Below are 21,392 nucleotides of genomic sequence, written 5' to 3' on the forward strand. Positions count from 1 at the left end.
CTGTTGGTCACTCAGTTTTCAATTGAGACTCTAATTTGTTTGCCTCGCTACCTAAGTAGGTTGGCTGTTAGAACTCAATCTGTACGAGTGCCCACACAGATGATTGCTTTATATTGTTAAAGAACGTTTTGAGTCGCTTTAGCGTCTCAAGGGATGCGAATAATACACCCTTTATTTTTCGAGTCAACACTTAGTTTTAAACTTTCTTTTTAGAAGATTTAAAACCGAAGTTTTACTTAACTCTCTGAGTAGTTCGTGCCTCGCTATGCGTTGGCGTTTCCTGTCTCAGTGGGGTCGCATTATAGGGAGATCCGAAAACAGATCAACCCTTTTTTGAAGAAAACTTGAAATAATGTGCTGTTCGCACATATTTGCATCGAAATGGTTACTTTAAACACTAAAAAGGCCCTGATGGGCCTTTTTAATTAGTTTACTATGAGCTTCCACCCAAGTTTACCTTGCTGTTTAGACTCTTGTTGTAGCTCGCTGGCCATTAATGGATGATCTTTTAACCAGTTACTTTCAAACTTAAGGTCTAACACTTCATTTTTAGCAGTTAACTTAAACTTAGGCAGTACGTCATCTTGTCTGCGCATTGATAAGATGACTGCTATTCGTAGTAATCTCACTATATATTGCGCTAATAGACTATTTACGCCGAGTGAATTAAAACAGCCTTTTGGAAAATCAGAACGATGCGCATCCGCTACCGCTACTATTAATTTATGCTCTGACTGTGAAAAACCAGGCATATCAGTATTTTCCAAAATATAAGCGGTGTGTTTATGGTACTGCTTATATTCTATTAGTAATCCAATCTCATGAAGCTGAGCTACCGCTTTTAATAGTGGTAACCCATTTAAACTTTCAATTGGCCAATCTTTATCAATACTTACCGCTAACTGCATAGCCAAGCTTGAAACTCGACACGCTTGTTTTTGATCAACGTGATAACGACTCATAAACCCATCAACTGTGCGTTTACGAATGTCGTTATTATGAAACTCCGGAACCATGCTATATAAAACGCCTTCACGCAGTGCTCCACCCGCCAATCCCATTTTTTCTATTTCAAGAGATTCAAATAGTGCGATTAAGATTGCGAGCCCTGATACAAATACCAGTCGACGGTCTTCACTTAATCCAGGAAGGTCTAGCGCTGCAATAGTGCTGAATGCAATTGCTTGCTCTTTTATAGTGTTGAGCTTTTCAAGCGTAAGTAAATCGTCAAGATTTTGAGCGACCATAATTTCTTGAATTGCTTGCACTGTGCCAGAAGCACCAGATGCAATTTGCCATCCCGCTGTTTTATATTCTGGAGAAATTTCATCAATGACTGTACGAGCTGCTTTTATGGCTGCGTTAAAGTTACTCTTACTTAATTGGCAGTCTTTGAAATAGCGTTCAAGATAGGTAACACACCCCATATTGAGGCTTTTGTAATGTAAGGCATCAAATGCTTTACCAATTACAACTTCGGTACTTGCACCACCAATATCAATAACAAGCTGTTTGCCAGTACAAGATGAAGTATGAGCAACACCTTTATAAATTGTACGCGCTTCTAATTCTCCGCTAATAACATTAATGTTATGGCCAAGAATCTTTTCTGCATGATTTTTGAATACTTCGGCGTTAGTGGCTAGCCGTAAGGTGGCTGTTGCTACTATGGTGATGTTTTTATCTGGGATATCTTGTAGACGCTCAGCAAAAAGGGCAAGGCATTCCCAGCCTCGCTGCATTGCTTCAGTGCTCAATACGTTATCTTTATCAAGCCCTGCGGCTAATCGGACTTTGCGTTTAACACGTCCAATTGTTTGTAGACCGCCAGCAATTGATTTGGCTATAAGCATATGAAAGCTATTTGAGCCCAAATCAATAACTGCGTACACATTTTTTTGCGGTTTAAGTTGCCCCACCGTTCAAAAACCTCTAGTTACTACTACTTATACAAACGGTCGTTTACGACCGTCCTTTTTGGTAACTATTATTTGGGCGACGTCCGCTGTTATTACTACGGTTACGTGGACCTGTTGAATAGTTGCGCTTTCTTTGAATAATAGGCTGAGTTAAATCATCTAGCAATGCTGTTTTATCATAATGTGATAAAGGAATGCTGTGCTCTATATATTCTTCAATTTCATGCAGGTTATATGCATATTGCTCACATGCAAAACTAATTGCGTGGCCTGATGCACCAGCGCGGCCAGTACGGCCAATACGGTGAACATAATCTTCACAATCGTCAGGTAAATCAAAGTTAAATACATGACTTACTTCTGGAATATGAAGACCACGCGCTGCAACATCAGTCGCAACTAAAAAGTCTAAGTCGCCTTTGCTAAACTGCGCTAATATAGTTTGGCGTTTTTTCTGGTTAACATCACCAGTAAGCATACCTACACGATGACCGTCTGACTTAAGCCAAGCATATACTGTTTCACAACTGTGCTTGGTATTTGCAAACACGATTGCTTTCTCTGGCCATTCTTCTTCAATTAAGGTTAACAACAGCTTAATTTTATCTTCTTGCGAAGGATGAAATAGCTCTTCTTGAATACGTTTACCCGTTTTAACGTCAGGTTCAATTTGAACATGTTCTGGGTTTGTCATGTGCTCAAAAGCTAATTCTTGTACGCGATACGATAATGTGGCAGAAAATAATAAGTTTAAACGCTTTGATGTATCTGGCATACGATCGAACATATAGCGAATATCTTTGATAAAACCTAAATCGAACATACGATCAGCTTCGTCAAGCACGACTACCTCAATTTCATTGAGGGTGTAACAGCCTTGCTTATACAGATCAATTAGACGACCTGTAGTACCAATTAAAATATCAACGCCTTTTTCTAGTTGTGCACGTTGTTTTTCGTAATCTTCGCCACCATATACTAAACCTAAGTTAAGATTACAGTGCGGCGCTAAAATTTTAGCATCTTTGTGTATCTGAATCGCAAGCTCCCGAGTAGGGGCCATGATCAGGGCTCTTGGATGTTTACTAGGTGCTTTGCTAGATTGTAATAACCGATGGCACGTGGCAGTTAGAAACGCCAACGTTTTGCCTGTACCTGTTTGAGCTTGGCCCGCGATATCGCGTCCATCACAAATAAAAGGTAGGCATTTTGCTTGAATAGGTGTGCAATATTCAAACCCATTCTCGGTTAAACCGGCAACCACTTCCGGTGCGATAGCAAAGTCTGAAAACTTTTTATCGGTTAAATGTGTCTTAGTCATAGCGTTTAAGCATAACGTTTAAACTTGCAATAAGAAACAAGAGTGTTTAAATACGCACTAAATATTTCGCCTAACTAAATCGGAGAGCGCAATGAGCGAGAAAATAATCCAAATTACTGACGATAGCTTTGAAGCTGACGTATTACAATCTGACAAACCAGTACTAGTAGATTTCTGGGCTGAATGGTGTGGACCTTGTAAAATGATCGCCCCTATTCTTCACGAAGTTGCTGATGAATACGACAGCCGTGTGACTGTTGCTAAATTAAACATTGACCAAAATGCTGGCACACCGCCAAAATTTGGTATTCGTGGTATCCCTACTTTACTTCTTTTTAAAGATGGTCAAGTAGCTGCAACGAAAGTAGGTGCTCTTTCAAAAACTCAACTTATTGAGTTTTTAGAAAACAACATCTAACTGTAAGCTAGAACAATAAAAAGGGCTTTTTGCCCTTTTTTAAATTTATTTTGTATAAAGACTGGACGCTTTGCCAGTGAACTGCTAGTTTATAAAGCCAACTAATCCTTAGTTATATTCAACAAACCTCACTCAACGATCAAAGCGATTTTGAGTATGACAACTGTAATAAAGAACCCACCAATATGCATTTACGCGAATTAAAAGACAAGTCCATTAAAGAGCTTGTAGACTTAGCTGAGTCCATGGGGCTCGAAAACGTAGCCCGCTTAAGAAAGCAAGATATCATTTTTGCCATTCTTAAATCCCATGCCAAAGGCGGAGAGAATATCTTCGGCGGCGGTGTATTAGAGATTTTACAAGATGGTTTCGGCTTCTTAAGATCATCAGAAGCCTCTTACTTAGCTGGCCCAGATGACATTTATGTTTCACCTAGCCAAATTCGCCGTTTCAGCATGCGTACTGGCGATTCAATTTCAGGTCTTATTCGTCCACCTAAAGACGGTGAACGTTACTTTGCTTTACTTAAAGTAAATGAAGTTAACTTTGATAAACCTGAAAACTCTCGAACTAAAATTCTTTTTGAAAACCTTACTCCATTACATGCAAACGAACGTTTTCGCATGGAACGTGGTAACGGCAGTAAAGAAGATATTACAGCCCGTGTACTTGATTTAGCATCTCCTATTGGCCGCGGCCAACGTGGTTTGTTAGTAGCTCCGCCAAAAGCGGGTAAAACAATGCTACTTCAAAATATTGCACAATCAATTACGCACAACCATCCTGATGTAACATTAATGGTTTTACTTATTGATGAACGTCCGGAAGAAGTAACAGAGATGCAACGCCTAGTTAAAGGTGAAGTTATTGCATCAACGTTCGATGAACCAGCTTCTCGTCACGTACAAGTTGCCGAAATGGTTATCGAAAAAGCAAAACGCCTAGTTGAACATAAAAAAGATGTTGTTATCTTATTGGATTCAATCACTCGTTTAGCACGTGCTTATAACACCGTTATTCCTTCATCAGGTAAAGTACTTACTGGTGGTGTTGACGCTAACGCACTACATAAACCTAAGCGCTTCTTTGGTGCTGCACGTAACGTTGAGGAAGGTGGTAGCTTAACAATCATAGCTACAGCTCTTATCGATACTGGCTCTAAAATGGATGAAGTTATCTACGAAGAGTTTAAAGGTACTGGTAACATGGAACTTCACCTTAACCGTAAAATTGCGGAAAGACGTGTATTCCCAGCTATCGACTTTAACCGCTCAGGTACTCGTCGTGAAGAATTACTAACAAAACCAGATGAACTTCAAAAGCTTTGGATTTTACGTAAAATTGTTCATGACATGTCAGAAATTGATGCAATGGAATTCTTAATCGATAAACTATCGATGAGCAAAACCAATGATGAATTTTTTGATTCGATGAGACGCCAATAAAAGCGTTTTAATTGAATAAAAAAGCGCCTTAGGCGCTTTTTTTGTGTCTGGATTAAATACAGTTTAACTTTCATTATACTTTTTAAGTACACCCTGCAGCGTATCAACGAGCGCTTTAAAGTCATTTGCACTGCTTTTTTTGCTTCTGCGTAGAAGTGCTCTGTCTAAATTTTTAGCCGATTGCGCAATTTCATCTAAACCAAACATTTGTGCAGCCCCTAAAATGCGATGGCTATCTTTTTGTAGCGCATCTAAATCTTCGCTTATAAAATGCTGCGTAATCGTTTCACTCTCCAAAGCAAAGCTCTGCTTGAAACTAATCACAAGATCGCTCATATCAACTTCATTTTGCTTTGTAATTGGCTGATCTTCTGCATTATGTAGGTGACTAGAAAGCGCTTTATAAAATGACTCTTTGTCTATCGGTTTACCTAAGTAACCAGTAAACCCTAACTCTAAATAACCATCCACTTCATGACTCATAGCATTTGCTGTTAAAGCAAAAATAGGTCGCTCAAAACCACATTGTTTTAATAGCTGAAAAGCAGAACGCCCATCCATCACTGGCATTTGAATATCGAGCAATACCAAATCTGGATATTCTTTTAAGCACTGCTCTACCGCTTGCTCACCATTTTCAACAGCAATAACCTCGAGTCCCATTGAGCGTAAATAACGACTTATTAACCTACGATTATCAGGATGATCTTCCGCAAGTACGACACGACCTGCCAATTGCTTATTTGCCTTAGGAGCACTTTGAGTTTCAATCATGCTTTGCGATTTATTTACTTCTGCGCACGGTAAAAAGAACGAAAACTGACTGCCCTTTTTGTATTCGCTTTGTACGCTGATATAACCACCCATCATCGCAGCTAATTGTTGCGATAAGCTAAGGCCTAACCCTGTACCACCAAAGCGACGGCTAATGCTGTTATCAGCTTGGCTAAAGCATTCAAAAATAAGCTTTAACTGTTTAGAGCTCATACCAATACCGGTATCTTTTACAATAATAACTAGTCCTTGCTCACTCTTATTTAATGCAATAATGATCTGCCCAGAATGAGTAAACTTAATAGCATTTGCACATAAGTTTATAAGAATCTGCTTTACGCGTATTAAATCCAGCTTAGTGTAAAACTCATTACCCACTTGATTGTCTAAAATAAGATGTAGATTTTTTGCTTTTGCTTGGGTGATAAACATTGCGTGCACATCATTTACGAGCTCTACAATATCAAAGCACGAAATATTTAACTCTAATCTATTGGCTTCAATTTTACTTAAATCAAGTACATCATTTATTAAGCTTTTTAAATGGTCACTGTGACGCTGAATTACTCTTAATTCATCTTTAAGTGACTCAGGCTCATATAATTCATTAATCAAAGCATCTGTTTGCCCTAAAATAGCCGTTAGTGGAGTGCGAATTTCGTGACTAATATTAGCCAAAAACTGGCTTTTAACATCGTTGGCTTCTCTCAGCTCTTGTGCAATTGCCTGCAACTCTGCGGTACGTTGCGTAACTTGTTCTGTTAACTGCTGCTTAGCGCGTTTTTCTGCACCACGGCGATAAAGCGCAATACCAGTTACGACAACTAAAAGTAATAGTAAAAAAGAGAATAAAGTAAGCTGAGAACGCTGCGACATTTTTAGCTCTTGCACACGGCGATCTTGCTTAAGTTTTTCTATCTCTTGGTTTAATTGCGTTGCTTTAAATTGATGCTGAAGTACCGCTAGTGCATTTATAATTGCCGTACTTCTGAGCTTTCGCAACTCACTAATATATTTTTGTTGCAAAGCCATTGCGCTTGAATAATCGCCTTTACTGGCTTCAAGAAGTGCTTTGGCCCCTAAGCTCTCTCTAATTATTCGCTCACTACCATATTCATGAGCAAGTAAAATAGCTCTATCTAAATTTATTTGCGCCTCTTCTAAGTTACCCTTAACAAACTGAATTTTAGCCAGCGCATGTAGCGCATTAAGCTCTAAATTATGATTATCTATTTTAAGGGCGTAGTACTCACCTAATTTAGCTTGCTCGTACGCTTCATCCACTTTTTTTAATACTAAATTAGTGTTAGCTAAATTTGTATATTGTGTAGATAACTTATTGTAATCATTAGCTGAAATATAATAGCGCAGCGCTAGCTGATAATAATGCAGTGCTAAGTCAAATTGATTACTCTCCATATGGGCAACACCCATATTGTTATATACCTGCGCAATACCGCTTTTATCATCTAATCGTTGATAAACCTTAAGTACATCTTGATAAAGACCAAACGCACTATCGTAGCGTGATAAGCGTATATAAACGCCTGCTATATTAAGTAGTATATCGGTTTTATCTTGCTCACTGCCGTACGCCTCGTAGATAGCTTTTGCTTTTAAATAAAACTCTAGGGTATCGCCTAGCTTATTCATATTAAAATAGGCCAAACCAATATTATTTAATAAGTTTGCCTGCTCTAGTAATTGCTTATTCTTTTCTGCTAATGCTAGGGTACGGGTATATTCAATAATCGCTTTTTGAAATAAGCCTTGATAAAAAAGTACAACACCTTGCATTTTAATTGCACGAAAGTGCTCATCAGGGAAGAAAGTATCCGAAGTATGTTGTTCGAGTAATTTAAAGTAATGTAATGAGTCTTTAAAATTATCAACCGATAACGCAGTATTACCCAATGCCGAATAAACAGCGACACGCTCCTTTTTGGAGGCATTTTTATTAGCAAGTAGCATGTTTGCTAATTGTAATTTAGGCTCCCACTGCACTTCGTTTTTGAATTGCTCAAATAACGAATCATTATTTTGGGCATAGCTAGGAGCTATTAGTACACAGCATATAGTAAATAAGAGGCATTTTAACTTGCCCAGCATAATTTTAATCCTTCAAACCGTTACTTATATCAGTGTAATCTTTATTGAAGATACACCAATTACTAGGGCCTAAACAATGCTTAACCCACTGATTGATGAGATTTTTGAGCTAATACTAACAAAGCAGGTTTGGCAAGTTCATACTTTAGCAGCAGAACTGACAAACCGCAGCGCTATGACCACTCTCGATAAAAGTCCTGAACGTGATTTATTTAAACGTAACTTTTTAATCATGAATGCACTGTACCAACTGCAGGCACAATTACGCCCTCAGAGTTTACTCATTTCAGCTCTGCATATCGAGCTTTTAGAAAAAGGAGATAATAGTTTAGTAACAACAAGCGAAAATTTGCGAGATTATTATTTAGATTGGCATAATTACGATACCAGTGAAGAGCAGATTGATGAGCTTTTAAATAGCTTTTGGCGTCAGTTTAAAACGACATCACCACAACAAGCTTTAAATGAAAATGAATTTAAAGCATTGGCTTTAGAATGGAAGTTACCTAAAAATTTCACTCTTAAAAATGTTCAAAAGCGCTGGAGGCAACTTGCATTACAAGTGCACCCAGATAAACCAAATGGCTGTGAAGTTGAGTTTAAAAAAATACAAACACAATACGAGCAACTAAAGGTAGCTGCTCGTTAATCTATTAATTTAGAAGTTTAAATTAACGAGTAAGGCGACGTGCGCGTATTTTACGCCCTTTAATATTGCCTTCGGTTAATTTACGAAGCGCAGGTTTTAATGAGTTACGCTCAACAGCAACAAACGCTACGTTATCAAGTACGTTAATTTTACCCACCTGACGACCTGCAACCCCATCTTTACCCGTTAAAGCACCTAAAATATCACCTGCACGTACTTTTTGTTTTTTACCTGAATCAATCATCAAAGTAACCATTTCAGGGCGGTACGGTGGCTTGTCTAATAAATTAAATGGTGGCATTTGCTCTGGAGTAATATCACGTTCGTAATGTTCGCCTATTTGAGCAATTTTAAACGCTTCTGCTTCACCGTAAATAGAACATGCAATGCCCTTTTTACCAGCGCGACCTGTACGACCAACACGATGCACATGTGTTTGCGTGTCATGTGCTAAATGGTAGTTAATCACCATATCCATGTCGTCAATATCTAAACCACGTGCAGCAACATCGGTTGCAACAAGTATTGAAGCACTTTTATTTGAAAAGTGAATTAACGTACGTTCACGATCGCGCTGTTCTAAATCACCGTGTAGCGAAACAGCACTAAAGCCTTCATCAGCTAAATCGTCACACACTTGTTGTGTTTCTACTTTAGTATTACAAAACACAACACAGCTTTGTGGTGTAAATTTAAGTAATAATAATTTTAGCGTTGGATAGCGCTGCTTATTATTATCCATTTTGTAGAAGTACTGCTTAATTGTGCTTTTGGCTTGCTCTTCTTCTACTTTAACCATTTCTGGATTTTTAAGTACACGCTTAGCAATTGCTTCAATAGCTCTTGGGAATGTTGCACTAAATAACAATGTTTGACGATTTTGTGGAATGCGCTCAATAATTGCATCAAGTGTATCTTGAAAACCCATATCAAGCATTTGATCGGCTTCATCAAGTACCAATGTTTCAACATCATCTAAACGTAAAGTACCTTTACGAATATGGTCATCAACACGCCCAGGTGTGCCAACAATAATATGGGCGCCATGTTCAAGCGAGCCTATTTGTGGGCCAATTGATACACCGCCACATAACGTTAATATTTTAATGTTATGGATACCGCGCGCTAATTTACGCATTTCAACCGCAACCTGCTCGGCAAGCTCACGAGTAGGACACAAGACTAAAGATTGAATACGAAAGCGTTTTACGTTTAATTTAGCTAACACACCCAAGCTAAACGCAGCAGTTTTACCTGAACCGGTTTTTGCCTGAGCAATGATGTCTTTACCAGCAAGTACAGGCGGTAAACTTTGCGCTTGTACAGGTGTCATATGCGCATAACCAAGTGTTGATAAATTATCAACGAGTCCAGCTGGTAAAGCCAAAGATGAAAAAGCAGTTGAAGTCACAGTAAGTTCCATAGCAATAAAAATAACGTGGGGGAAAGCCCCACTAAATATGCTGCTAATAATAGCAGAATTCGTAATTAGCAACCATTAACAAACACATAATAAAGCACGTTAACAAAAGATGTTGAAAATGATAGTAGTTTGCATTAAGATCGCGATTGTTTTTTACATATCACTGCTGGAAGCAAACAATGAAACTGAATTCTCTTTACATAGCACTATTAGCAAGCATTACAACAAACACATACGCAAACACTACTGACCTTGAGCGTATAGAAGTAAAAGGTAGCTACTTTAACGATTACAAAGTAGATAACGCTAATGGCGCAATGAGAACATCAGCTTCATTACTTGAAACCGCACAATCTGTAACCGTAATAACCGACACTATTATTAGTGAGCAACTTGCCACTACCCTTGGCGAAGTACTCACAAATGACGCAAGCTTAACTGCAGGCTCACAACAACGAAATCGTGAGGTATTTAACTTACGTGGGTTTGAGCTAAGCTCATCAACAGGTTATTTACGTGATGGGCATCAGCATTGGTCGCACTACCAACAACCAATCGAAATTTTACAACAAGTTGAAGTAATTAAAGGCCCATCGAGCATTTTATATGGTCAATCAGGTCCGGGTGGCTTGGTGAACATGGTTACTAAAAAGCCTACAGCACAAACATTATTTAATGCCAGTGCCGATGTAGACCAACATGGCTCAACGCGCTTTATGGTTGATGCTGCTGGTGCCTTGACTGAATCTGAAGATTTACGTGCTCGTGGTATTTTAGTTAAACAAGATGTTGATTACTGGCGTGAATACCAAAACGGTGAAAACCGCGAGCGTGACCGTTTTTTAGGTGCTTTAGTTGTAGATTACGATATTAGCGACAACGCATTAGTACGTGTGCATTACGACCGCACAGACGACGAAGCAGGTTTAGATACTGGTGCATGGATAGACGACAATGCCAATGTAATTGGTGATGATAAAACAATCCGTGATATGTCTTGGGCGTTTACCGATATAACCGTAGAAAACCTAGGCGTAGACCTAGAAGTATTTTTAACCGATAACTGGCAAGTAAAGCTTGGCTATAACGAACAAACATTTGAACGCCAACGCTTTGAGTCAGCACCGCGTATGCCAGGTGGCTTTGCTGAAGGCGATAGTTATGAATCTCGCCCTTATGATCGCTTTGACGATTGGCAATTTAAAACTGCATTTATTGATTTTATTGGTGAATTTAAAACAGGTAGCTTACAGCACCAATTTTTAATTGGCGCAAACTCGCTTGATTATTACTACGGACAGCGCCGCACCTCTGCCGACTATTTTGATTTTTCTGCAGGACAGACAGAGCCACCTCGTCCATCAGTAAGCTATAAAACAGATGATACAGTAAGCGAAACTGAATACGACTACTACGGAATTTACGTTCAAGACTTAATTTCGTTCTCGCCTGAGTGGCAACTATCATTGGGTGGTCGTTACGACAAACAAAATAGCACAGGAAATGATAACGAGTCATTTGTACCAAAAGTAGGTGTGCTTTATCACCCAAATGCTTCTGCAACTATATACGCTAGTTACTCAGAAGGTTTTGAGCCTCAAGGTAGTGAAACACTGATTGATGAAACAGATGTAAATAACGGCATGAAATTAGATGCTGTTACATCTAAGCAAAGAGAGATTGGTATTAAATGGCAGTTATTTGATGACCGCCTAATGCTTACCAGTGCTATTTTTGATATTAGCAAAGAAGGTACTCTTGTTAGCGAACAACTTGAGACGCCTATTGGCTCATTCACAAGTGAAACAAACCAAGTGGGTGAACAACGCCACAAAGGTGTTGAAGTAAGCGCACAAGGTGCCGCTACTGACCGCTTATTTGTTATGGCATCAACTATGTATCTAGATGCTAACTTTGAACGCGATGAAGTATTGGAAGGTAAACGCCCTACCGATGCACCAAAATGGTCGGCATCACTTTGGACGCGTTATGAATTAAATGACGCCATTGCACTTAATGCTGGTGCATTTTACGAAGGTGAGCGCTTTGCCGATAGCAACAATACAATTACTAAAGATGCATATACGCGTGTTGATGTAGGTGCCACTTATAAGTTTAACTTAAGTAATACCGATATTAACTTACGCCTTAACATCGAAAACTTATTTGATAAAAGCTATTTAGGTGGTGGCGGCACTAGTAATGTAACTGTTGGCGAGGGTACAAATCTTCGTTTAGCAGCGCAATTTAGCTTTTAAATAAATGCCTTAAATAACAGTGTTAAAATATAGCCCGCGTACATTTACGCGGGCTTTTTTTATATCTAAACGTTTATACCTAACAGCATTAAACCTATTACAAAGCCTATTCATCTCATCTATTTTTTATCATGTTTGTTACATGCTCTAATAGCGCTAATTATTAAAAAGGCCTACCAAAATGAAAAAATTAATTACCGCACTGCTGCTTACTAGCAGTATGGCTGCAAACGCTAACAGCGCCGAATTTACCCAAAAGCAATTACAACAAGTAGACGAAGTGCGCACCTCTGCACTAAATAGTGATTTAAGCTATAAATTGCTAGAGTCATTAACAACTGAAGTTGGTCCTCGCTTACCCGGCACTGAAAACGATAAAAAAGCAGTGGCATGGGCTCAAGCCAAATTTAATGAACTGGGCTTTGATAAAGTTTGGCTAGAAAAAGCCACGTTTCCTGAATGGCGTCGTTATAGCGAAAGCGGAAAAATACTAACACCAAGCGAGCAACCACTGCACTTAACTGCATTAGGTAACAGTATAAGCACGCCAAAAGATGGGATTACAGCGCCGGTTGTATTATTCGAAACACTTGATGAATTAAAAGCCGCACCGGCAAACAGTTTAAAAGGTAAAATTGCGTATATTAATTACCGTATGAACCGCGATATAGACGGGAATGGTTACGGACCTGCTGTAAAAGCACGCGGTACAGGCGCTATAGAAGCATCTAAAAAAGGCGCTGTTGCCTACATGATGCGCTCGGTTAGTACCGGTCATCATCGCTTTGCACACACTGGCGGTAGTTACTACAAAGAAGGTGTTACAAAAATACCTAACGTAACAATTGCTAACCCAGATGCAGATCAAATAGCACGCTTAGTTGCTTTAAATAAAGAAGTGTCGGTAAATATTAATGTGCAAACCGAAAGCCTTGGTGAAGGCACTGGTTATAACGTTATTGGCCAATTTAATGGTACCGAAAACCCTGAGCAATATGTATTAATTGGGGGGCATTTAGATTCTTGGGACTTAGGGACTGGCGCATTAGATGACGGCGCAGGCGTTGCACTAACAATGGCAGCCGCTAAACATATTAGCGATGTAAAACGCCCTAAGCGCAGTATTCGTGTGGTACTTTTTGCAGCTGAAGAGCTAGGTCTTTGGGGTGCAAAAGCTTATTTTGCAGAGCATAAAAACGAGCTAAGCAATATTGTTGCAGCCGCTGAGTCTGATTTTGGCGCCGATGTTGTATATGCTTTTGAATCGAACGTAAGCGCAGAGTCACTTCCTGTAGTTCGCGCTATAGCAAAAGAACTTGCGCCGTTAAATATTGAGCACATTGGTAAAAACCAAGCGAATGGTGGCCCCGATCTAATTCCACTTAAAGCAGCAACGTCAGCGCCTATTTTTGAACTTGCTCAAGATGGAACAGATTACTTTGATTATCACCATACAGCTGACGATACGCTTGATAAAGTAACACCTGCTAAGCTTCGTCAAAATACCGCTGCATACGCTGTATTTGCTCTAATGGCTGCCGATGCAAAAACCACTATCAAGCCTAAAGCTCAAAATAAGTAATAACAGACATACTTACTTACAGTTTGTAGCTTTAACTAACACGCTTCTTGTTTTACCTTTAGGTAATTAAACAAGGAGCGTGCTTTATGTTACTTTTCAACACGAGTGAATCATTTCCACATTTTGCACAAATAACACGCTGCCCTCACTGCCAAAGCGACGCCTACCATTTAGTAAATAAAAGCCGCTATTTACGATTTAGCATTTTACCTATGCTTGCCTTAAAATTAAGCTATAAACGCGAGTGCTATCAATGCGGAAAAAGCGAACCTGTTAAAATACCGCAACTACCGTTAATAGAAAAACTAAGCCTACCTAAATACTTTATTGGCGTATTTTTATTGCTTTGGATTGTTTCGTTTTTTTATCAACAACACCTTGATACCGAGACTCAAAAGCAAAGCTATTTGAATACACCTAAAATATATGACACCTACTTAGTACACGCCGACAAATTTACACACGAACCCTGGACCCTAACCAATTTAAGAATTGCTCAAGTTTTAAGTTTTGATAAGCAGTTTATTACCTTTCAGATAAGCAACTACAGCTATAAACGTAATAATAGTATTACCTTGGCAATGCGTACCAGCCAACTAATTCAAGACAATTACTTCTCCACTAAAACAATCACCCTCCCTCGTGATGAAGTAAAGCGTTTGTATAAAGACGAAGCTATTTATGACGTGCTGCGACCTTATGCCAACAGCCTTTATGGCGGGTTTGTGATGTTTCCTCCCAAACCTAAGCCACTATATAAAGGTTTAAAACTCGATAAAAACAATCAACAAGGCATTATTTATTTTAAAGATAAGTTGTTTTTTGAAGCATTTAATAGCTTTAAGCTAGCTGCTGAAGCGGGTTCTCAATGGGGGCAATTAAATTTAGCGCAAATGTATCGTGATGGTCAGGGAATAGCTCAAAATTATCAACAGGCTATTTATTGGTATAAAAAGGCCATTGAGCAAAAAAATACTAAAGCACAATTTGAATTAGAATCGCTTTGTAAAATAGCTAACTGTGAATGAGTGAATTTAAATATAGCTGGCGCAACAAGTACGCCAGCTATAAACTATTTTTTAAATAACTTTGTATAACTTACATGTATAAGCACAACAACTAAGCCGGCAATAACACCTAGCAAACCATCAAACAAGAGAGGCGCTAATACTTCTCCTGTGCCGCCAGCAACAGACTGAGCATAGCTTGTTACATCCACTTGAGTATGATGCAGTAACTCAACACCATGCACTAAAATCCCGCCGCCTACTAAAAACATTGCAATGGTGCCCGCAAATGCTAAAAACTGCATCAACCTAGGCGCTGCTGCGAGTAAGCCTTTACCAAGTAACTCTTTAAATTTATTAGCTGACACTTTAGATTGGTTGAGTAAATAAAGCCCGGCATCATCCAGCTTTACAATACCGGCCACTAAGCCATAAACGCCAATCGTCATTATAATTGCGATAACACAAAGCACTAAAGCTTGGTTAAGTAATGTAGCGCCTGCCACAGTGCCTAAAGTAATAACAATAATTTCGGCAGAAAGAATAAAGTCGGTTCTTATTGCCCCTTTTATTTTTTGTTTTTCATACTCAACTAAATCTAATTTTTCATCTTCATCTACCACTTCATTGTGATGAGGCAAAAACTTAGCAAATACTTTTTCAGCTCCCTCAAAACACAAAAACAAACCCCCCATCATTAAAAGCGGTGTTATTAACCAAGGCAGCCATACGCTTATTAATAAAGCAGCGGGTACGAGTATCGCTTTATTTAAAAATGAGCCCTTTGCCACAGCCCAAACAACCGGTAATTCACGCTCTGCTGCAACACCTGTAACCTGCTGTGCATTGAGCGCTAAGTCATCGCCTAATACACCCGCTGTTTTTTTTGTTGCTACCTTACTCATTGTCGCAATGTCATCAAGTAAAGTGGTTATATCGTCTAATAACGTTAAAAGGTTAGTGCCTGCCATAAAGCTTCCGAGCTCAAAAAATATTGCTATAAACATAACGTAAAGCGCTACTTTCACCAACGGTTAATTTTGCTTTGTTATTCTTACATTAGATTAAAATTTTGCCCTGTGTTTTAACTAACTTTTAAAGAAGATGGGAGGAAAAATGAAAGTATATTTAGCATTAATCGCTATTTTACTAAGCTTAACCGCATGTAGTGATTTACAAACCAGTACTGCTTACCAATGCAATGATGAGAGCGTAAAACTCAATATCATTAATAATTCTGAAGCCGAACTTATCTTTAACAATAAAGTGCATGTACTTAATCACGAAAAAAGTGCATCAGGGAATAAATATATAAGTGAAGAGGTACTGTTTTGGGGTAAGGGAAATGAAGCCATGCTAATCATTGCTGGTAAAAAAAGACAGTGCATCAAGGTTTAACACAAAACCAACCAATAAATTACAGCAATGCTACAATAATTAAAGACCCATTATTGTGATGAAGTTATGCGTTCAATTGCGATCAAACATAAAATAATTTTAGCTTTTACAGCCATTGGTTTATTGGTGCTAACAAGTAGTGTGTTTTTTTATTGGTCATTAAACAAAATTAGCGTTAACAATACCCGAACCGAAAAATTAGCAGTTCCGGTACAACAGTTCAGTAAAGATTTAAGGCTATCATTACTGTCTATTACCAAATTTAATGCCTTAGCTTACAGCCAAGCAAACCTTGATTTACTTCAACAAAATAAAAAACAGGCGCAAGCTGAGCAACAACAATTTAGCGATATGCTCAATTCGTTAAGCACTCAACTAAATCAACAAATAACAATGCAAAATTTACTCGCCAGTACCAACGAAGGCTTTGAGCAACTGACTAAAGTAAGTGTCGCAATGTTTAGTGCTAAAGAGAGTAAGTTTGTAGCGCAAAATTCCACCATAGAATTATCAGCAACGTTTAACGAGCAACTTTACAATTTAAGTTCTAACTTACTTGATATAGAACTTTTAGAAGTGCCTGCAAAACAGCAGGCGCTACTTAATGCGATGTTTGGAACAGCGACCCGTATAGATGATTTATTGTTTAACTTAAGCAATAATATAAAAAGCATTACTCAAACTACAAGTATCAATGATTTAAATAGCCATCAGCAAGATACCCTATTTCTACTAGATAACATCCAACCTAATTTCACCTATTTAGAGCAACAAGCGCTACCTTTTAATAATGCGTTTAATGCTAAAAATTTAACGGCTAAATTTAATCAATTAAGAGAGTTACTTAACAACGATACAGGAATTTATGCCCAACAAAATAAAGTACTCAAAAGTACTATTGCTGCGGCTCAAAATTTTGAACACTTTCAACAGCAATTTATAACAACAGAAGGTCAGCTTATTGAACTTAATAAATTGGCTGATGAGCGCTTTAATGCCTTACAAACTAATGCAAAGGCCGCCATAAATACTGGGGTTAGTTCTGTAGTAATTATTACGCTTGTTTTAATTATATTGATTATCGCTATCTCTATTTTTACAACTCGCGCAATGCTAAAACCGCTTAAAAAAGTAAACTGCGATTTAGCCCGAATCGCCTCAGGTGATTTATCAAAGCGAAGCCATCCGCGCAGTAAAGATGAATTTGGTACTTTGCTAAATAACATAAATAAACTCAGTGAAGACCTTACCCAGTTAATTGGCGCAATTATTAGTGACGCCCATGAACTAGACCGCAGCGCTATTAAAACCAGTGAAAAAGGTCAGCAAATGACAGTTGTTGCACAACAACAGTTGGAGCGAAGCGCGCAGGCAACATCGCTTGCACAAAATATGCTAACCAACTCACAAGCGGTTTATGAACAAGCAGATAAAACATCAAGTGAAATAACCAATGCATCGCAATTTGCCAATGACGTAAACAAGATTGCTAATAAAAATAGTCTAAGTATAGAAACTTTATTACAGCGCCTTGATAAAGCAGTAGGCAGCACGGAGGAACTAGCCCAACACACTCAGCTTATTGAAGCCATTGTTGAAACAATTAGCAGCATTGCCGAGCAGACCAACTTATTGGCACTCAATGCTGCAATTGAAGCAGCGCGAGCGGGTGAAAACGGACGCGGGTTTGCTGTAGTTGCTGATGAGGTTCGATCATTAGCTGCACGTACACAGACCTCGACTAGCGAAATAAACACCATGATCCAAACATTGCAACAGCACACTCAAACAACTCAAGAACACATTACCGATGGCCAACACCAAGCCAAGCAATGTGTTAAAAACAGCACTGAACTAAATAAAGCCGTAGAGCGTATTAAAAGCACATTATTGTCTGTTAATCAGATGAGTGAGCAGATTGCTCATGCATCACATGAGCAATTGACTAACAGTAACGACATTCAACAAATAATGGCCAAGGTGACAGAGCAAGCAACCTTGAATGCCAAAAACGCGACAACCCTAGCAAGCGAAAGTGAAGACGTAAATCAACTTGCACACTCCTTAACAAGTGCCGTAGAGCGCTTTAAGTTTTAAGTGCAAGTAATGACTTGGCTTGCATGAAATGGGTATAATACTTCAACTCTTTTGCTTAATAGCGGCCCACAATGAAATATAAAGATCTACGTGATTTTATCGATTTGCTTGAAAAAAAAGGCGAACTTAAACGTATCACCCAAGAAATCGACCCGTATCTTGAAATGACCGAAATATCTGATCGCACATTGCGTGCAAAAGGCCCTGCGTTATTATTCGAAAATCCAAAAGGCTACGATATGCCGGTGCTTACCAACCTATTTGGTACACCAAAACGCGTAGCAATGGGCATGGGCCAAACAGATGTTAGCGAGCTTCGCGAAGTGGGTAAGCTACTCGCTTTTTTAAAAGAACCTGATCCACCAAAGGGTATTAAAGAAGCTCTAGGTGCTATACCTATTTTTAAGCAAGTGCTTAATATGCCTGCAAAAGAAGTTAAAAAAGCGCCTTGCCAACAAGTAGTTTTAGAAGGTGATGATGTAGACTTAACTAAATTACCTATTCAGCATTGCTGGCCAGGTGATGCAGCGCCATTAATTACTTGGGGCCTTACAGTCACTAAAGGGCCTTATAAAAAGCGCCAAAATTTAGGTATTTATCGCCAGCAATTATTAGGCAAAAATAAAATAATTATGCGTTGGTTGTCGCATCGTGGTGGCGCGCTTGATTTTCAGGAATGGTGTAAAGAAAACCCAGGGCAACCTTACCCTGTCTCGGTAGCACTAGGTGCCGATCCTGCTACTATATTGGGTGCAGTAACGCCTGTACCCGACACATTAAGCGAATATGCATTTGCTGGTTTATTACGTGGTAGCAGAACCGAAGTTGTGAAATCTATTTCCAATGACTTGCAAGTCCCTGCCAGTGCAGAAATAGTACTTGAAGGTTACATTATGCCAGGTGAAATGGCGCCAGAAGGCCCTTATGGTGACCATACCGGTTACTATAATGAAGTAGATGACTTTCCAGTTATGACGGTAACTCACTTAACGCATCGTAAAGATCCTATTTATCACAGCACATTTACTGGCCGTCCGCCTGATGAGCCTGCAATTTTAGGTGTAGCACTTAATGAAGTGTTTGTGCCAATATTACAAAAGCAGTTTCCTGAAATTGTCGACTTTTACCTTCCGCCTGAAGGGTGCTCGTACCGTATGGCGATTGTAACAATGAAAAAACAATATCCTGGTCATGCTAAACGCGTGATGATGGGAGTTTGGTCGTTCTTACGTCAGTTTATGTATACCAAGTTTGTAATTGTGTGCGATGACGATATTAATGCCCGTGATTGGGAAGATGTTATTTGGGCTATAACAACCCGAATGGATCCTGCTCGCGATACAACATTAATAGAAAACACACCTATTGATTATCTCGATTTTGCATCGCCAGTCTCTGGCCTTGGTTCAAAAATGGGAATGGATGCCACCAATAAATGGCCTGGCGAAACCACCCGCGAATGGGGCGAGCCTATTGTTATGGATAAAGACACCAAAGACCGCGTAGATGATATTTGGGAAAGCCTTAATATTCTTTAAGTGTTTATATGTAAGTACATAACAGGCTATAAAATAACCCTGCAGATATGCTAGAATCGAGTCATTCGATTGCGTATCTGCTGTTTAAAGCGCTGCTAAAAGGTAAAAAATGCAAACATTAAAAGCTGAAGTTGTAGCTATCAGCCCACTTACAGAATTTGTTCACAAAGTAATTTTAAAGCCACAACAACCTGTGACCTTTGAAGCTGGCCAATACATGCAACTCGTATTGGGCGAAAAAGACAAACGTGCTTTTTCTATAGCTAGCCGCCCTTCACAGTGCGATGCAATAGAACTGCATATTGGCGCATCAGGTGCCGATTCGTATGCAATGCAATCGCTGGAACATTTACGAAACGCCCATACCTCTGGGCAGTTAGTAGACATTGAAGCTGGCTTGGGTATTTCACAGTTGCGCCTGCAATGTGAGCGCCCTATTATTTTACTTGCCGGTGGCACTGGTTTTTCATACGCAAAATCAATGGCTGATCACTTAGCTGAAATTAAGTGCGACCGTCCTGTATTATTTTACTGGGGTGTAAAAGAAGAGTCAGCTTTATACGCACATACAGAAATGCAAACATGGGCCGATAGCCACAAAAACTTTGAGTTTATCCCTGTGGTAGAAAATCCATCTGCTAATTGGCAAGGTCACACTGGCTATGTACATAAAGCGGTAATGCAAGATATTGTATCACTTGAACCATACGATATTTATATGGCCGGTCGTTTTGACATGATAGGTATTGTCCGTGATGACTTTATTACTCATGGTGCAATTCGTGAAAACATGTACGCAGATGCATTCGCATTTATCAAATAATTGAAATTAACTTTCAGTTATGAATAAAGGCACCTAATCGGTGCTTTTATTTTATATAACAACAAATACTTAATAGTTAAAACCTATCAATCTCATCAACATAAACAATTTCCTAAATCCCTATCTATAAACCATACTTTGTATAGAACATCAGCGGGAGAGACCCAAATGCTAAATACAAAAGTAAAAGATTTTATGCAACGCAAGTTGCCAAATATCACACCAGATACAGAAATGACGACAGCCATCGCAGAACTACAAAAATTTAAACTACTTGGCGCACCAGTATTTGATAAAGATAAATGCCTAGTCGGATTTATATCAGAGCAAGAATTACTAAAACCTCTAACTCACAGCAGCTATTTTTGTGACGGCATGGTTAAAGTGTCACAACTAATGCAAACAGACGTTGTTACTGTTAGTGGCGAAACTAATATTATTGAACTAGCTGAGCAAATGAAAACAGGTAAACCAAAAAATTATCCGGTAGTAGAGGGTGTTAAAGTGATTGGTATGATAAGCCGCTCAGATATACTTAAAGCACTTTGTAATAACTACGTTAGCTGTCAAACGCGTTAATTAAACTGACATTACAAATACAAAAATGCCGCTTATATAAAGCGGCATTTTT

Annotated in this window: 16 protein-coding genes; 11 read left to right on the top strand and 5 right to left on the bottom strand. The window is 38.9% G+C overall.

Features of this window, described 5'->3' with window-relative positions; all coding sequences use genetic code 11:
• Positions 1-425: 425 nt before the first annotated feature.
• Together gppA and rhlB are read right to left on the bottom strand one after the other, a co-directional pair.
• Positions 426-1,919 carry a guanosine-5'-triphosphate,3'-diphosphate diphosphatase gene (gppA, locus tag GQR45_RS13625; RefSeq protein WP_010555420.1) on the bottom strand — a complete coding sequence of 498 codons (1,494 nt, stop codon included), beginning with the start codon at positions 1,917-1,919 and terminating at the stop codon, positions 426-428.
• A gap of 43 nt (positions 1,920-1,962) precedes the next feature.
• Positions 1,963-3,240, bottom strand: coding sequence for an ATP-dependent RNA helicase RhlB (rhlB, locus tag GQR45_RS13630; RefSeq protein WP_002960940.1), 1,278 nt, complete (start codon positions 3,238-3,240; stop codon positions 1,963-1,965).
• Between the two features lie 91 nt (positions 3,241-3,331).
• Between rhlB and trxA the strand changes: the two genes are divergently transcribed.
• Both trxA and rho read left to right on the top strand, forming a co-directional pair.
• A complete protein-coding gene (gene trxA, locus GQR45_RS13635) occupies positions 3,332-3,658 on the top strand; it encodes a thioredoxin TrxA (RefSeq protein WP_002960942.1) in 327 nt (108 codons plus the stop codon).
• A gap of 185 nt (positions 3,659-3,843) precedes the next feature.
• A complete protein-coding gene (gene rho / locus GQR45_RS13640; protein WP_002960945.1) occupies positions 3,844-5,103 on the top strand; it encodes a transcription termination factor Rho in 1,260 nt (419 codons plus the stop codon).
• A gap of 63 nt (positions 5,104-5,166) precedes the next feature.
• Here the strand turns inward: rho and GQR45_RS13645 are convergent, their stop codons facing one another.
• Positions 5,167-7,986, bottom strand: coding sequence for an ATP-binding protein (locus GQR45_RS13645; protein ID WP_165722716.1), 2,820 nt, complete (start codon positions 7,984-7,986; stop codon positions 5,167-5,169).
• Positions 7,987-8,062: 76 nt separating this feature from the next.
• Here GQR45_RS13645 and GQR45_RS13650 point away from each other — a divergent pair, with 76 nt between their 5' ends.
• The gene (locus GQR45_RS13650; RefSeq protein WP_165726221.1) at positions 8,063-8,635 is read left to right on the top strand and encodes a DNA-J related domain-containing protein; all 573 of its coding nucleotides are present in this window, start codon (positions 8,063-8,065) and stop codon (positions 8,633-8,635) included.
• A gap of 22 nt (positions 8,636-8,657) precedes the next feature.
• On the opposite strand, the gene dbpA is transcribed toward GQR45_RS13650, so the two are convergent.
• Positions 8,658-10,046 carry an ATP-dependent RNA helicase DbpA gene (gene dbpA, locus GQR45_RS13655; protein ID WP_007580581.1) on the bottom strand — a complete coding sequence of 463 codons (1,389 nt, stop codon included), beginning with the start codon at positions 10,044-10,046 and terminating at the stop codon, positions 8,658-8,660.
• 191 nt (positions 10,047-10,237) lie between these two features.
• On the opposite strand from dbpA, the gene GQR45_RS13660 reads away from it, so the two are divergent.
• The 3 genes from GQR45_RS13660 (at position 10,238) to GQR45_RS13670 (ending at position 14,926) form a co-directional block, all read left to right on the top strand.
• The gene (locus GQR45_RS13660; RefSeq protein ID WP_165726222.1) at positions 10,238-12,316 is read left to right on the top strand and encodes a TonB-dependent receptor; all 2,079 of its coding nucleotides are present in this window, start codon (positions 10,238-10,240) and stop codon (positions 12,314-12,316) included.
• Between the two features lie 181 nt (positions 12,317-12,497).
• Entirely contained in the window at positions 12,498-13,898 is a 1,401-nt protein-coding gene (locus tag GQR45_RS13665) for a M20/M25/M40 family metallo-hydrolase (protein ID WP_165726223.1), read from the top strand.
• Positions 13,899-13,984: 86 nt separating this feature from the next.
• A complete protein-coding gene (locus tag GQR45_RS13670; protein ID WP_024589662.1) occupies positions 13,985-14,926 on the top strand; it encodes a tetratricopeptide repeat protein in 942 nt (313 codons plus the stop codon).
• Between the two features lie 44 nt (positions 14,927-14,970).
• Here the strand turns inward: GQR45_RS13670 and GQR45_RS13675 are convergent, their stop codons facing one another.
• Positions 14,971-15,876, bottom strand: a complete 906-nt coding sequence (locus tag GQR45_RS13675; RefSeq protein ID WP_024592606.1) for a DUF808 domain-containing protein — start codon at positions 15,874-15,876, stop codon at positions 14,971-14,973.
• A gap of 145 nt (positions 15,877-16,021) precedes the next feature.
• Here GQR45_RS13675 and GQR45_RS13680 point away from each other — a divergent pair, with 145 nt between their 5' ends.
• The 5 genes from GQR45_RS13680 to GQR45_RS13700 all read left to right on the top strand — a co-directional run bounded on the left by GQR45_RS13680 (position 16,022) and on the right by GQR45_RS13700 (position 21,340).
• Positions 16,022-16,303, top strand: coding sequence for an MliC family protein (locus GQR45_RS13680; RefSeq protein ID WP_165726224.1), 282 nt, complete (start codon positions 16,022-16,024; stop codon positions 16,301-16,303).
• 66 nt (positions 16,304-16,369) lie between these two features.
• On the top strand, positions 16,370-18,400 hold the full coding sequence (locus tag GQR45_RS13685) for a methyl-accepting chemotaxis protein (protein WP_165726225.1): 2,031 nt from the start codon (positions 16,370-16,372) through the stop codon (positions 18,398-18,400).
• A gap of 71 nt (positions 18,401-18,471) precedes the next feature.
• Entirely contained in the window at positions 18,472-19,938 is a 1,467-nt protein-coding gene (gene ubiD / locus GQR45_RS13690; RefSeq protein WP_007580574.1) for a 4-hydroxy-3-polyprenylbenzoate decarboxylase, read from the top strand.
• Positions 19,939-20,047: 109 nt separating this feature from the next.
• Positions 20,048-20,761 (top strand): NAD(P)H-flavin reductase, encoded by a 714-nt coding sequence (gene fre, locus GQR45_RS13695; RefSeq protein ID WP_165726226.1) that lies wholly within the window; start codon positions 20,048-20,050, stop codon positions 20,759-20,761.
• Positions 20,762-20,929: 168 nt separating this feature from the next.
• Complete coding sequence (locus GQR45_RS13700; protein ID WP_165726227.1) at positions 20,930-21,340, top strand: CBS domain-containing protein; 411 nt, start codon at positions 20,930-20,932, stop codon at positions 21,338-21,340.
• Positions 21,341-21,392 lie beyond the last annotated feature (52 nt).

It is taken from the genome of Pseudoalteromonas sp. SA25 (assembly GCF_011378705.1).
Lineage (GTDB): Bacteria > Pseudomonadota > Gammaproteobacteria > Enterobacterales > Alteromonadaceae > Pseudoalteromonas > Pseudoalteromonas arctica.

Bases quoted from the DNA above. Each gene is read 5' to 3' on its own strand.
- rho (WP_002960945.1), top strand. From the start codon at position 3,844: ATGCATTTACGCGAATTAAAAGACAAGTCCATTAAAGAGCTTGTAGAC.
- GQR45_RS13675 (WP_024592606.1), bottom strand. From the start codon at position 15,876: ATGGCAGGCACTAACCTTTTAACGTTATTAGACGATATAACCACTTTA.
- ubiD (WP_007580574.1), top strand. From the start codon at position 18,472: ATGAAATATAAAGATCTACGTGATTTTATCGATTTGCTTGAAAAAAAA.
- trxA (WP_002960942.1), top strand. From the start codon at position 3,332: ATGAGCGAGAAAATAATCCAAATTACTGACGATAGCTTTGAAGCTGAC.
- GQR45_RS13680 (WP_165726224.1), top strand. From the start codon at position 16,022: ATGAAAGTATATTTAGCATTAATCGCTATTTTACTAAGCTTAACCGCA.
- GQR45_RS13645 (WP_165722716.1), bottom strand. From the start codon at position 7,986: ATGCTGGGCAAGTTAAAATGCCTCTTATTTACTATATGCTGTGTACTA.
- GQR45_RS13700 (WP_165726227.1), top strand. From the start codon at position 20,930: ATGCTAAATACAAAAGTAAAAGATTTTATGCAACGCAAGTTGCCAAAT.
- fre (WP_165726226.1), top strand. From the start codon at position 20,048: ATGCAAACATTAAAAGCTGAAGTTGTAGCTATCAGCCCACTTACAGAA.
- GQR45_RS13685 (WP_165726225.1), top strand. From the start codon at position 16,370: ATGCGTTCAATTGCGATCAAACATAAAATAATTTTAGCTTTTACAGCC.
- GQR45_RS13660 (WP_165726222.1), top strand. From the start codon at position 10,238: ATGAAACTGAATTCTCTTTACATAGCACTATTAGCAAGCATTACAACA.
- GQR45_RS13665 (WP_165726223.1), top strand. From the start codon at position 12,498: ATGAAAAAATTAATTACCGCACTGCTGCTTACTAGCAGTATGGCTGCA.
- rhlB (WP_002960940.1), bottom strand. From the start codon at position 3,240: ATGACTAAGACACATTTAACCGATAAAAAGTTTTCAGACTTTGCTATC.
- GQR45_RS13650 (WP_165726221.1), top strand. From the start codon at position 8,063: ATGCTTAACCCACTGATTGATGAGATTTTTGAGCTAATACTAACAAAG.
- GQR45_RS13670 (WP_024589662.1), top strand. From the start codon at position 13,985: ATGTTACTTTTCAACACGAGTGAATCATTTCCACATTTTGCACAAATA.